Raw genomic sequence first — 12,746 nt, 5'->3', positions numbered from 1 at the left:
GAGACGACGTGGGAGAGTAGGTAGTTGCCGCAAAAGGGACTCGTGAATCGCGCGGTTCACGAGTTCTTTTAAAACATATGGCGGCTTTGGTGAAGTGGTTAACACACTGGATTGTGGCTCCAGCATACATGGGTTCGATCCCCATAAGTCGCCCCATAGGGGTATAGCTCAACTGGTAGAGCAACGGTCTCCAAAACCGTAGGTTGTGAGTTCAAGTCTTACTGCCCCTGCCATTGATTTCAGCCGTATCGCAATGATACGGTTTTTTTGTGCTCTCATTTGCTTTTTCTTGTCAAATATATGATTATGGTGTAGAATGACGAAAGGTGAAATGAGAGTTTTAAGGAGGAGATGTATCCATGAAGAGATTCGTCCAGATGGCGCTTGTTCTGTGTCTCACGCTTTTTGCCGTGCAGGCAGGGGCGTCCCCATATTCTGACAAGGTGACGTTGCCGGAAGGGGCTGTCATCACGAATGTCAACCGCTTGGCGGTCGGTGCACCTCTCTATGTTCAGGTTGAGGAAACGGCACCTTCGATTGAGATCCTAACGCAGGTCATTTCGGATGCGAGCCGCATTACACACACTAATATTGTGACCTACGATGCGGTTGTAAATGGCATTCAGACGGACAAGGGCATTGATCTCAAATCTCTCCCACGCCGCGACGCCGCGAAGATCTTCAAGGAAAATGTTGCTTCCTATGCAGATGCCTATATCATCTTGACGGTCGCGAACAACAGCCGCACGACGTTCTTCTTTGATGTCTACCGCTCCGGTTCGAATGAGCTCCTCTACACGTACGAGGTGCGCGCAAACAAGTCGGATGGGAATACGGTTGCGACGTTCTCGTCCCTCTCCGAGCAGTTCTACAAGAACTGGCAGCGTTCGGTTGAGGCGCAGAACAAGGTAAAATAATAATTGTGCATGGAGTCCCCGCATGTTCGGGGGCTTTTTTCTTTCGAGAATTATAGTATCAGCTCATAATACTGTTGACAAAGTGCCGCTGCTATAATAAGATAGACAAGCTATGTTTTGGCACGGAAACTTTTGGGGAGGCACATTTACTATATGATAACGAACGATATGCTGCGCAATATTGCGATCATTGCACACGTCGATCACGGCAAGACGACGCTTGTGGATGCAATGCTGCGTCAGAGTCACGTATTCCGCTCGAACGAGCAGGTGGGAGAGCGCGTGATGGACTCGGGCGATATTGAGCGCGAGCGTGGGATCACGATTCTTTCGAAGAATACGGCGATTCTCTACGATGACATCAAGATTAACATTGTGGATACACCGGGGCATGCGGACTTCGGCGGTGAGGTCGAGCGCGTGCTCAATATGGTGGACGGCGTTCTCCTGCTTGTGGATGCATTTGAGGGGCCGATGCCGCAGACGAAGTACGTGCTGCGCAAGGCGCTCGAGCAGAAGCTCAAGCCGATTGTGGTCATCAACAAGATCGACCGCCCCGATCAGCGTGTGGACGATGTTTACGACGAGGTGCTCGAGCTCTTTATGGAGCTCGATGCGGACGACGATCAGCTCGACTTCCCCGTGATCTATGCGACGGCGCGCGACGGCGTTGCAAAGTTCAAGATGGAGGACGAGAGCGACAATCTGGAACCGCTCATGCAGACGATTGTGAAGGAGATCCCCGCGCCGCAGGGCGATGCGGACGGCCCTCTGCAGATGATGGTGACGACGCTCGAGGCTGATGACTATGTGGGGCGCGTTGCAATCGGACGCATCATCCGTGGTACTGTGCGCCCGAATCAGTCCGTTGTCGTCATCAGCGGTGACCATGAGTCGAAGGCGAAGGTCGGTAAGGTCTATGTCTATCAGGGGCTCAAGCGCGTCGATGTGAATGAGGCGGGCATGGGCGAGATTGTTGCGCTCACGGGTCTTGGCGATGTGAGCATTGGCTATACGGTGGCGGATGCGGAGAATCCCGAGGCGCTGCCGACGATCAACATCGACGAGCCGACGCTCTCGATGACCTTCGGCGTCAACACGAGTCCCTTTGCGGGGCGTGAGGGGCAGTTTGTGACCTCGCGTCATCTGCGCGATCGCCTCTTTAAGGAGATCGAGACGAATGTTGCGATGCGTGTTGAGGACACGGATTCGGCGGATGTGTTCAAGGTCTCGGGGCGTGGTGAGTTGCATCTTTCGATCCTGATCGAGCAGATGCGCCGCGAGGGATATGAGCTGCAGGTCGGAAAGCCCGAGGTCGTCTACAAGACGATCAACGGGCAGAAATGTGAGCCGATGGAGAATCTGACGGTCGAGGTGCCGCAGGAGTATATGGGCTCGGTCATGGAGGCGCTCGGTACGCGCAAGGCGGAGCTGTCGAATATGACGGAGCTCTCGGGCTATATCCGCATGGAGTTCTTCATTCCCGCGCGCGGGCTCATCGGCTTCCGCTCGGAGCTCCTCACGAGTACGAAGGGCAACGGCATTATGAACCATATCTTCCACGGCTATGTGCCGTATAAGGGGGATATGAGCGGGCGCTCGCACGGTTCGCTCGTGGCGTTCGAGCAGGGCGAGACGACGGGCTACGGCATCTTCTCGTTGCAGGATCGCGGCACGATGTTCATCTCACCGGGTCAGCAGGTCTATGAGGGGATGATCGTAGGCGAGAATTCGCGCGACATCGACATGGACATCAATCCTTGCAAGAAGAAGAATGTCACGAATATGCGCACGTCTGCCTCAGATGAGGCAATTCGCCTCACGCCGCCGCGCATTCTGAGCCTCGAGCAGGCACTTGAGTACATCAACGACGACGAGCTCGTCGAGGTGACGCCCGAGAACATTCGTCTGCGCAAGGCGATTCTCGATCGTACGGCGCGCGGGCGCGCGGCAAAGAATGCACGCAAGTAAATAGGCATAAAGTCCTTTGCTTACAAAAAATTTTTAGTTTGCATGTGATATGCTTGCATTTCTGAAAAAAATGTGATAGTATGTCTGCGTTAGCAAAATGAGAGATTGTCTCTAATTTTAGTGTGTCGCATATTTACTGAGGAAGGAAGAGATAAATGGGTGCAAATTCATTCTTTTCACGTGTGAAGGATATGACCTCGCGCGTCGTAGACTCATTTATCCCCGCAGCCTACGACGAGGAGTATGAGGACGAGGAAGTTGTGCAGCAGGTTCAGCAGACGGCAGCACAGCCGCGGCAGGAGGCAATGACCTCTCGACGCGTTGCAAATGGCGGAACGGTATCTTTCCCGAGCGCCTCTTACAGCACTTCGTCTGTGCCGCGTACGCCCGCAACGGGTGACGGAGGTACGCCGCTGACGGTGCATACGACGAAGGTGGCGGAGCTCAAGGTGCGCATTCATCGTCCGCGCCGTTATGACGACGTGGGGACGGCGGTTGTCCAGCTCAAGCAGGGCATTGCCGTTGCAGTCAACTTTGACTGCCTGAATGATGTGGAGCGTCGCCGCGTTTGCGATTTCCTGAACGGTGCATGCTATGTATTGCATGGTACGGCGCGCGTGGTGTCGAGCACGATCATCCTCTACGCGCCGAAGGGTGTCGATGTGACGGAGGCAGCCGCACAGCCACATTGAGCGCGTTGAAAATTGCATTTGATCGATGGAGAGCTTCAGCTCTCCATTTTTATGCAAAAATTTTGCTTGGGGCGTTGTCTTGCGGCATTTCTTATGCTATAATATCCCGCAGTGTGAAAAAGCACGCGTTCCCGATAGCTGCTCTGTGCCGCACTGTGTGCGGTGGTGCAGCGGATGAGGGGCGCGGAAGAACAACAGGAGGTATTTTCCATGGCAGTAATTTCTATGAAGCAGCTTCTGGAGGCAGGCGTTCACTTCGGACATCAGACCCGCCGCTGGAACCCGAAGATGGCGCGTTACATCTTCACGGAGCGCAACGGCATCTACATCATCGATCTGCAGAAGACGGTGCGCAAGGTGGACGAGGCATACAACTTCCTCCGCAGCGTTGCGCAGGAAGGCAAGTCCGTGCTCTTCATCGGCACGAAGAAGCAGGCACAGGAGGCAATTCGCGAGGAGGCTCTGCGCGCGAATATGTTCTATGTCAATGAGCGCTGGCTCGGCGGCATGATGACGAACTTCCAGACGATTCAGCGCCGCATCCACCGCCTCAAGACGCTTGAGGAGATGGAGGAGAACGGCACGCTTGAACTCCTGACGAAGAAAGAGGCGCAGGGGCTGCGTCACGAGAAGGAGAAGCTCGAGCGCTATCTCGGTGGCATCAAGGATATGAACCGTCTGCCGGGCGCACTCTTCGTGGTTGACCCGCGCAAGGAGCGCATTGCGGTCGCTGAGGCGCGCAAGCTGAACATCCCCATTGTCGCGATTGTCGACACGAACTGCGATCCGGATGAGATCGACTATGTGATCCCGGGCAATGATGACGCGATTCGCGCGGTGAAGCTCCTCACGGGTTGCATGGCGGATGCTGTGCTCGAGGGCAATCAGGGCGGTGCGCCGGAGACGGTTGCAGCTGAGTAAGGAAACGAACAGAGGGGTAAGGGATATTATCCCTTGCCCCTCTTTTTTGACGAATGATTTGGAGGAAATACAATGGCAATCACTGCTGCAATGGTAAAGGAACTGCGTGAGCGCACGGGCGCGGGTATGATGGACTGCAAGAAGGCACTCGCGGAGACGGACGGCGATATGCAGAAGGCAATCGACTATCTGCGCGAGAAGGGCATTGCAAAGGCGGAGAAGAAGGCGGGACGCATTGCTGCCGAGGGCGCTGTGACGGCGTATCTCGCGGCAGATGCGAAGGTCGGCGCGATCGTTGAGATCAACTGCGAGACGGACTTCGCTGCGGGCAATGAGCAGTTCCGCGAGCTGAGCGCAAAGGTTGCAAAGCATATCGCAGAGACGAACCCAGCCGATCTCGATGCGCTGAATGCAAGCCAGCTCGACGGCAAGGATGTTGCCTCCCTCATCACCGAGGCGACGGCGACCATCGGCGAGAAGATTTCGCTGCGCCGCTTTGCGCGCTATGAGAGTGCGGGTCGTGTTGCAACGTACATCCACATGGGCGGCAAGATTGGCATTCTCGTGGAACTCTCGGGCGGCGATGAGCAGCTCGGCAAGGATATTGCGATGCAGATTGCGGCGGCGGCGCCGATTGCAATCGACCGCTCCGGCGTGACGGCGGACGACATCGAGCATGAGAAAGAAGTTCTCCGCAAGCAGGCGCTCGAGGAGGGCAAGCCCGAGAAGATCATCGAGAAGATGGTCGAGGGGCGCATTAACAAGTTCTACGAGGAGGTCTGCCTGCTCGAGCAGAAGTTCGTGAAGGATCCTGAGCAGAAGGTCTCGGCTGTCCTCGGCGGCGTCGAGGTCAAGGCGTTCACGCGCTTCCAGCTCGGTGAGGGTATCGAGAAGAAGCAGGAAGATTTTGCTGCGGAGGTTGCTGCACAGATGCAGTAATGACATGAAGGAATCGCTGATAAAATGAAGTCCGTCAGATTGGTGTAGATTTTTTGTCCTATCAAGGAGACAAACCGGACGCATAGCCGCCCGCTATGTGGAGGATTTGTCGACGCAGAGAGGGCGAAAAAGATTCGCCAAGATGATGGTGCTGAATTTATCAGTGCTTCCTTAAAAGAAGGGGCTGTTATGCGAGGCATATTTTTGCTTCGCATGGCGCCCCTTTTTTGCAGAGCAGCGGATTTTTTCAGGAAAGTATGCTATAATGGCGCAAAGAACAGACAGGAGGAGTCATCGTGGAAGCGAAATATCGGCGCGTCGTTTTGAAACTCAGCGGAGAGGCTCTGGCGGGTGATCAGGGCTTCGGCATCAATCCTGCGGTTGTCGAGGAGATTGCCGCACAGATCAAGAAGGTGCGCGATCACGGCATTGACGTTGCAATCGTGGTCGGCGGCGGCAATATCTGGCGCGGCCTTGCGGGCAGTGCAAAGGGCATGGATCGTACGACAGCCGATTACATGGGCATGATGGCGACGGTGATGAATGCGCTCGCGCTGCAGGATGCACTCGAGAAGCAGGATGTCGATACGCGTGTGCAGAGTGCGATTGAGATGCGTCAGGTCGCAGAGCCGTACATCCGCCGCCGCGCGATCCGTCATATGGAGAAGGGACGCGTTGTGATCTTTGGCGCGGGCACGGGTAATCCATATTTCTCGACGGATACGACGGCAGCACTGCGTGCCGCCGAGATCGAGGCGGATGTGATCCTCATGGCGAAGAAGGGGACGGATGGAATCTATGACTCCGACCCGAACAAGAACCCCGATGCGCACCGCTTCGAGACGCTAACCTACATCGACATCCTCAAGAAGGGGCTGGCTGTGATGGATGCGACGGCGACGAGTCTGTGCATGGAGAACAAGATCCCCATCGTGGTATTTAATATTGATGAGCATGCGAATATCGCACGCGCATCGTTTGGAGAGCCGATTGGAACGACCGTAGGAGGCGAAGCCGTATGATCAAGGAGATTCTCGCAAAGCATGAGGCAAGTATGAACAAGGCGATTGAGGCGCTTCGCCGGGAGTTTTCCTCCCTGCGTGCGGGGCGCGCGACGCCGAATCTCCTGGATAAGGTGATGGTGCCGTACTACGGTACGCCGACTTCGGTGAACCAGCTGGCAAAGGTGACGGTGCCTGAGCCGCATATGATCGTTATCACCCCGTGGGAGAAGTCCATTCTGCACGAGATCGAGATTGCAATTTCGAAGTCTGACCTGGGGCTCTCGCCAAACTCGGACGGCACGGTGATCCGCCTCGCAATTCCGCAGCCGACACAGGAGCGTCGCAAGGAGCTCATCAAGACGGTCGGTAAGAAGACGGAGGAGGCGAAGGTTGCCCTGCGCAACATCCGCCGCGATGCGAATGAGGCGATCAAGAAGCTCGAGAAGGACAAGGAGATCAACGAGGACGAGTCCAAGCGCGGGCAGGATTCCGTGCAGAAGCTCGTAGACAAGTTCGTTAAACAGATGGAAGAGATGCGCGCGGCGAAGGAAAAAGAGGTCATGGAGATCTGATGAGAGATCATCTTTTGGCGCGTCCGTGGATAGACATTCGTCCGCAGATAGAGACGGACGGGGTCACATATGAATTGCGGGAAACGCGCTCCTCACGGGATTTTTTTGCCGTGGATGAGACGTCGCCCTATGTCGTCCGTGTGCAGGAGTGTGATGGACGCTGTGTGTTTACACTGACTCCGGCACCGGCGCGGAGCACCTCCGTTGCCGCCTGTGAAGAAGCACTTCGCTGAGTGGATATAACCCCTTCCGGCATTTGCTGGAAGGGTATTTTGGCAGAATTGAGATCCCGTAGGGGAAGGGGAAAGGATCAATATGTGGAGAAAGATATTCGGCGGCGGGAAGAGTACGTCGGTTCCCGATGGGGATCATCTTCCTTCCAATTTTGCAATTGACCATGCAGCTCTGCCACGGCATATCGCCATTGTTATGGACGGGAATGGGCGATGGGCAAAGGCGCAGGGGCGCTCGCGCTCGGCAGGGCACGAGGCGGGAGCGCGTACGCTCAAGCGCATTGTGCGAGCAGCATCGGATATGGGCATCGAGGTGCTGACGGTCTACGCGTTCTCAACAGAGAACTGGAAGCGGCCACAGCGCGAGGTCGATTTTTTGCTGAATCTCTTTGACTCTTTTTTGGAGAAAGAGATTGCAGAGATGCACGCAGAAAATGTGCGCATGAGTTTTATTGGACGACGTGATCGCTTTACGGAGCGTTTCCTGCGCCGTATGGAGGATGCGGAGCTGCGTACGGCGAACAATACGGGCGTACATTTTAATCTGGCGGCGAACTATGGCAGTCAGGATGAGATTGTGCGTGCTGTGCGCTCTCTTGCTGCACGGGCAGCGGCAGGGGAGATTGCACCTGAGGAGATCGATGCGGAGCTCTTTTCGAATGCACTCGATACGGCGGGCGATCCGCCCGTTGACCTCTTTATCCGCACGAGCGGCGACCTCAGGCTCAGTAACTTCCTCCTCTGGCAGTCGGCATATGCGGAGCTCTACTTTACGGACACACATTGGCCGGATTTTACGCCGGAGGAACTGGCGCGCGCGATTGAGGATTTCGCAGGGCGCAGTCGCCGCTTCGGCGGACTGGATGCCGAGGAATAAATGGGAGGCAGTCTTTGATTACACGCATTATTTCCGGAACGATTGGTATTGTCCTTGCTGCGTATGTGATTCAGCAGGGCGGTACGACGTTTTCCATTGCGGGTGCGGTTCTTGCCGTGCTCGCATGGTTCGAGTTTACGCGTGCCTTCTCGCATCGCGGGGGCAATCCAACGCTCTTCTCGGGGCTGCTCGGCATTGGCGGTATGCTCTACGGCGCTTATCTCGGACAGCTCGATATTATCCTGCTTGCGATGACGGCGTCGACAGTGCTCGCACTCTTGACATCCGTGATTCTGCGCGGGGATGTGTCCGTGCCCGATGTTGGTATCTCCGTGGCCGGCATCGCGTACATCGGACTGCCATTCGCACATCTCGTCATGCTGCGCAATCTCACGGGCGGGACGTATGTGACACCAATCGAAACATTCAGCCTCGGCGCGGCGATGGTCTGGGTCATGTTCATCGGCACATGGGCGAGCGACAGCTTTGCCTACTTTGCCGGGCGTGCTTTTGGCTCGCACAAGCTCGCCCCTGCAATCAGCCCGAACAAGACGATCGAGGGCTTCCTTGGCGGTCTCGTCGGCACGATTGCGGCGGTAGCGGGGCTCGGCTATGTCCTCGATATGCCCCTGCCCCAGATGGCGGGGCTCGGCGCGGCAATTGCCGTCCTTGGCACGCTCGGCGATCTCGTGGAGTCGCTCATGAAGCGGCACACGGGGATCAAGGACTCGGGCGCGATCATCCCGGGGCACGGTGGCATCTGGGATCGCTTTGACAGCGTCCTCTTTACAGCACCGCTCGTCTACTACTATACGATCTACTTTGTCCTGCGATAGGACTGCAATCATAAAGGAGCTTGGATGTTAGAAAAAATTCTCGCGACCGTATTTGTCTTTGGTCTCCTCGTCTTTGTACACGAACTTGGGCATTTCATCACGGCGAAGCTGACGGGCATGCGCGTGGATGAGTTTGCGATTGGCTTTGGCCCGCGCCTCGTCAGCTTTCGCTATGGCGAGACGGTCTATTCGATTCGCATTGTGCCGCTTGGCGGCTTCAACGACATTGCGGGCATGACGGCGGACGACAATGATGCGGGGGATCGTGGCTACTGCCGTAAGCCGATTCTCTCGCGCATGATCGTCATCCTTGCGGGCTCGGCGATGAACTTTATCCTGCCGGTCGTGCTCTTCTTCGGCATTTTCTTCTTTGCGGGCGTGCAGACGCCGAACCCTGCACCTGTGCTCGGGACGGTACTTGCGGACAATCCTGCCGCAGAGGCGGGGCTCATGGCAAATGACCGCGTGCTTGCCGTCGACGGTCAGTCGATCGAGACGTGGCAGGAGCTGGTGGATGCAATCCGCACGAATCACGGGACGGTACCCCTGACGATGCAGGTAGACCGCGCGGGGCAGGAGCTCACGGTCAGTGTGACACCGCACTACGATGCATCCCATGACCGTGGTGTCATAGGCATTGTGAATGCCTACGAGAGCACCTATCCCGGGTTCTTCCAGTCCGTCTCGATGGCGTTCGAGCGCACGGCGATGATCGTTGTGATGATGATCGACGCGCTCTACCGCATCATCCTCGAGCTGTCGGGGTCGGAGCTCGCGGGGCCGATCGGCGTTGCACAGATGGCAGGTGAGGTTGCGGAGATGGGCATAGTGCCGCTGCTGAACTTTGCGGCGCTCCTCAGTCTGAACCTCGCGATCATCAATCTGTTGCCCGTGCCGGCGCTGGACGGCGGGCATTTCCTCACGCTCTGCGTCGAGGCAGTGCGCGGCAAGCCGCTGAGTCCGAAGGTCATGCACTATGTCCAGAATGCGGGCGTGGGGCTGATCGTCCTGCTCATGCTGCTCGCGATGAAGAATGATGTTGTCCGTATCTTTGCAGGAGGCTGACCCTCTCTATGGCGATGTATGAGCGCCGCGCGACGCGGCAGATCCACATTGGAAATATCCCCATCGGAGGCGGCGCGCCGATCTCCGTGCAGTCGATGTGCAACACCAAGACGACGGACACGGAGGCGACGGTACAGCAGATCAGGGAGCTTGCCGCGGCGGGATGCGACATCGTGCGCGTTGCCGTGCCCGACATGGCAGCAGCGAAGAACCTCGGCAATATCGTGCGGCAGGTCAAGACACCTCTCGTTGCCGACATCCACTTCGACTACAAGCTCGCACTTGAGGCGATGGCGCAGGGCGTTGCGGCGCTGCGCATCAACCCGGGCAACATCGGCGGGACGGAACGCGTCAAGAAGGTGGTTGCGGCGGCGCGTGAGGGGGGCATCCCCATCCGCATCGGCGTCAATGCCGGCTCGCTCGATCACAAGATACTAACGAAGTACGGCGGCATCACGGCAGAGGCGTTGGTCGCGTCTGCAATGGAGCATGTGCATGTGCTTGAGGAGCTGGATTTCTACGATATGAAGATCTCGCTCAAGGCGCACGATGTGCCGCTGACGCTCGCGGCATACCGCCTTATGAGCCAGCGCGTGGACTATCCGCTTCACCTCGGCATCACGGAGGCGGGGACAGCGGGCACGGGGATCATCAAGTCCTCGGTCGGCGTCGGTGCGTTGCTCGCCGAGGGAATCGGCGACACGATCCGCATCTCGCTCACGGGCGATCCCGTGGTCGAGGTGCGCACGGCAAACGAGATTCTGAAAGCGCTTGGACTCAAGGAGTACGGCCCGACGCTTGTCGCCTGTCCGACCTGCGGACGCACGAGCATCAACCTCGTGGAGATTGCGGAAAAGGTCGAGGAGCGTTTGCGCGGCATGGAAGAGCCGATCGAGGTCGCGGTGATGGGCTGCGTCGTCAACGGCCCCGGTGAGGCGCGCGGCGCGGATGTCGGCATTGCGGGCGGGAACGGCGAGGGGCTGATCTTCCGCAAGGGTGAGGTCATCCGCAAGGTGAAGGAAGAAGAACTGCTTCCCGAACTGTTTCGGGAAATTGATGCAATATTGGAGGAACGCAAGTCGTCATGAGAGCTACGAATCTGTATGCACCCACACTTCGAAATACGCCCGCCGAGGCGGAGATTGCAAGCCATCAGCTCATGTATCGTGCGGGTCTGATCCGCAAGTCTGCGGGCGGTATGTATAGCTATCTGCCGCTCGCGTGGCGCACGATCCGCAAGATTGAGCAGATCATTCGCGAGGAGATGGATGCGGCGGGCGGGCAGGAAATCATGATGCCGATTCTCCAGCCGTCCGAACTCTGGGAGGAAAGCGGGCGCTGGGGTGCATACGGTGCGGAGATGATCCGCGTGAAGGATCGTCATGACCGCGAGTTCTGCATGGGGCCGACCCATGAGGAGATGATTACGGCACTCGTGCGCGATGAACTGCGCTCGTACAAGCAGCTGCCCGTGCTGCTCTATCAGATTCAGGACAAGTTCCGCGATGAGCGTCGCCCGCGCTTCGGGGTCATGCGCAGTCGCGAGTTTATCATGAAAGACCTTTATTCTTTCGATAAGGATGTCGAAGGGATGAATGAGTCCTACCGCAAGATGTCCATTGCGTACACGAACATCTTCACACGCTGCGGGCTGGACTTCCGCGCAGTGGAGGCGGACAGCGGTGCGATTGGCGGCGGGCATTCGGAGGAATTCACCGTGCTTGCGCCGGAAGGCGAGTCGCGTATTGCGTGCTGCAATGCGTGCAGCTATGCGGCGAGCGATGAGAAGGCGGCACTGCGTCCGATTGACGCACCCGACGAGGCGGAACTGCCGCTTGAGAAGGTGGCGACCCCGCATACGAGTACGATTGCTCTGCTTGCAGAATACCTCAAGATTCCCGTGGAAAAAACGATCAAGGCGGTCGCCTATCAGACGGAGGACGATACCCTTATCCTCGCATTCCTGCGCGGCGACCACGAGGTCAACGAGATCAAGCTCGCAAATGCCGTTCCGGGCGCGCGTGAACTGCGTATGGCGGAGGAAGAGGCAATCCGTGCAGTGGGCGGCTGCCCCGGCTTTATGAGCCCAATCGGCATCAAGGAGGGCACGCATATCGTTGTCGATGAGACGGCGATGCGGATGCATAATGCCGTTTCGGGGGCAAACGAGGCGGATTTCCACTATATGAATGTGAATCCGAAGCGTGACTTCGGAGCGGTGACGGTGGCGGATATTCGCCTGGTCGAAGAGGGGGATGCGTGTCCCGTCTGTGAGCAGGGACATCTCCACATCGGGCGCGGCATCGAGGCGGGACAGATCTTTGCGCTCGGAACAAAGTACAGCGAAGCAATGGGCGCGACCTTCCTCGACGAGGCGGGCAAGGCACAGCCCATGCAGATGGGGTGCTACGGTATCGGTGTCGGGCGCACGATGGCGGCAGCGATAGAGCAGAACCATGACGAGCACGGCATCATCTGGCCACGTGCGATTGCGCCGTATGAGGTCGTTGTCGTAGCCGTCAATGCCAAGGTGGAGGAGCAGCTCGCGTACGCCGAGGCGATCTACGAGGAGCTGCGTGCGGCAGGTGTCGATGTCCTGCTGGATGATCGGCGTGAGCGCGCGGGCGTGAAGTTCAACGACTGTGATCTGATCGGCTATCCCGTACGCATCGCCATTGGACCCAAAACCATCGAGAACGGCAGCATCGAGGTAAAGGGG

General features: G+C 57.3%; 13 protein-coding genes, 2 tRNA genes and 1 pseudogene. All 16 read left to right on the top strand.

Going from position 1 to position 12,746, the window contains the following annotated elements:
• Positions 1-80 precede the first annotated feature (80 nt).
• Positions 81-156: transfer RNA gene (locus tag HMPREF9163_RS01535), tRNA-His, on the top strand.
• Position 157: 1 nt separating this feature from the next.
• Positions 158-233 (top strand) — tRNA-Trp (locus tag HMPREF9163_RS01530).
• Positions 234-359: 126 nt separating this feature from the next.
• A complete protein-coding gene (locus HMPREF9163_RS01525; protein WP_009439859.1) occupies positions 360-917 on the top strand; it encodes a hypothetical protein in 558 nt (185 codons plus the stop codon).
• Positions 918-1,070: 153 nt separating this feature from the next.
• Positions 1,071-2,888, top strand: a complete 1,818-nt coding sequence (gene typA, locus HMPREF9163_RS01520) for a translational GTPase TypA (RefSeq protein WP_009439858.1) — start codon at positions 1,071-1,073, stop codon at positions 2,886-2,888.
• A gap of 155 nt (positions 2,889-3,043) precedes the next feature.
• Positions 3,044-3,580: a cell division protein SepF gene (locus HMPREF9163_RS01515; RefSeq protein WP_009439857.1), complete on the top strand. Its 537-nt coding sequence runs from the start codon at positions 3,044-3,046 to the stop codon at positions 3,578-3,580.
• 210 nt (positions 3,581-3,790) lie between these two features.
• Positions 3,791-4,501 carry a 30S ribosomal protein S2 gene (gene rpsB / locus HMPREF9163_RS01510; protein WP_037345617.1) on the top strand — a complete coding sequence of 237 codons (711 nt, stop codon included), beginning with the start codon at positions 3,791-3,793 and terminating at the stop codon, positions 4,499-4,501.
• Between the two features lie 72 nt (positions 4,502-4,573).
• Positions 4,574-5,440, top strand: a complete 867-nt coding sequence (tsf, locus tag HMPREF9163_RS01505) for a translation elongation factor Ts (RefSeq protein WP_009439855.1) — start codon at positions 4,574-4,576, stop codon at positions 5,438-5,440.
• A 48-nt stretch (positions 5,441-5,488) separates the two neighbouring features.
• A pseudogene (locus HMPREF9163_RS12295) lies at positions 5,489-5,615 on the top strand (secretion protein HlyD).
• Between the two features lie 121 nt (positions 5,616-5,736).
• The gene (gene pyrH / locus HMPREF9163_RS01500; protein WP_009439854.1) at positions 5,737-6,462 is read left to right on the top strand and encodes a UMP kinase; all 726 of its coding nucleotides are present in this window, start codon (positions 5,737-5,739) and stop codon (positions 6,460-6,462) included.
• Positions 6,459-7,016, top strand: a complete 558-nt coding sequence (gene frr, locus HMPREF9163_RS01495; protein WP_009439853.1) for a ribosome recycling factor — start codon at positions 6,459-6,461, stop codon at positions 7,014-7,016. Before pyrH ends, frr begins: the two co-directional genes overlap by 4 nt.
• Positions 7,016-7,249 (top strand): hypothetical protein, encoded by a 234-nt coding sequence (locus HMPREF9163_RS01490; RefSeq protein WP_009439852.1) that lies wholly within the window; start codon positions 7,016-7,018, stop codon positions 7,247-7,249. The genes frr and HMPREF9163_RS01490 overlap by 1 nt, the downstream gene beginning before the upstream one ends.
• An 82-nt stretch (positions 7,250-7,331) precedes the next feature.
• On the top strand, positions 7,332-8,126 hold the full coding sequence (locus HMPREF9163_RS01485; RefSeq protein ID WP_009439851.1) for an isoprenyl transferase: 795 nt from the start codon (positions 7,332-7,334) through the stop codon (positions 8,124-8,126).
• Between the two features lie 14 nt (positions 8,127-8,140).
• The gene (locus HMPREF9163_RS01480; RefSeq protein ID WP_009439850.1) at positions 8,141-8,962 is read left to right on the top strand and encodes a phosphatidate cytidylyltransferase; all 822 of its coding nucleotides are present in this window, start codon (positions 8,141-8,143) and stop codon (positions 8,960-8,962) included.
• Positions 8,963-8,986: 24 nt separating this feature from the next.
• Positions 8,987-10,027, top strand: coding sequence for an RIP metalloprotease RseP (gene rseP, locus HMPREF9163_RS01475; RefSeq protein ID WP_009439849.1), 1,041 nt, complete (start codon positions 8,987-8,989; stop codon positions 10,025-10,027).
• 8 nt (positions 10,028-10,035) lie between these two features.
• Entirely contained in the window at positions 10,036-11,115 is a 1,080-nt protein-coding gene (gene ispG, locus HMPREF9163_RS01470; RefSeq protein ID WP_009439848.1) for a flavodoxin-dependent (E)-4-hydroxy-3-methylbut-2-enyl-diphosphate synthase, read from the top strand.
• Positions 11,112-12,746: proline--tRNA ligase (locus tag HMPREF9163_RS01465; protein WP_009439847.1), on the top strand; the 1,635-nt coding region annotated here is incomplete at its 3' end. The genes ispG and HMPREF9163_RS01465, both read left to right, overlap by 4 nt.

This window comes from Selenomonas sp. oral taxon 138 str. F0429 (assembly GCF_000318175.2).
Taxonomy (GTDB): Bacteria; Bacillota; Negativicutes; order Selenomonadales; family Selenomonadaceae; genus Centipeda; species Centipeda timonae.
The sequence above is the reverse complement of the archived record's forward strand: the minus strand, read 5'-3'. Positions and strand labels throughout refer to the sequence as shown.

Bases quoted from the DNA above. Each gene is read 5' to 3' on its own strand.
- typA (WP_009439858.1), top strand. From the start codon at position 1,071: ATGATAACGAACGATATGCTGCGCAATATTGCGATCATTGCACACGTC.
- HMPREF9163_RS01490 (WP_009439852.1), top strand. From the start codon at position 7,016: ATGAGAGATCATCTTTTGGCGCGTCCGTGGATAGACATTCGTCCGCAG.
- tsf (WP_009439855.1), top strand. From the start codon at position 4,574: ATGGCAATCACTGCTGCAATGGTAAAGGAACTGCGTGAGCGCACGGGC.
- rseP (WP_009439849.1), top strand. From the start codon at position 8,987: ATGTTAGAAAAAATTCTCGCGACCGTATTTGTCTTTGGTCTCCTCGTC.
- HMPREF9163_RS01525 (WP_009439859.1), top strand. From the start codon at position 360: ATGAAGAGATTCGTCCAGATGGCGCTTGTTCTGTGTCTCACGCTTTTT.
- frr (WP_009439853.1), top strand. From the start codon at position 6,459: ATGATCAAGGAGATTCTCGCAAAGCATGAGGCAAGTATGAACAAGGCG.
- ispG (WP_009439848.1), top strand. From the start codon at position 10,036: ATGGCGATGTATGAGCGCCGCGCGACGCGGCAGATCCACATTGGAAAT.
- rpsB (WP_037345617.1), top strand. From the start codon at position 3,791: ATGGCAGTAATTTCTATGAAGCAGCTTCTGGAGGCAGGCGTTCACTTC.
- HMPREF9163_RS01515 (WP_009439857.1), top strand. From the start codon at position 3,044: ATGGGTGCAAATTCATTCTTTTCACGTGTGAAGGATATGACCTCGCGC.
- HMPREF9163_RS01485 (WP_009439851.1), top strand. From the start codon at position 7,332: ATGTGGAGAAAGATATTCGGCGGCGGGAAGAGTACGTCGGTTCCCGAT.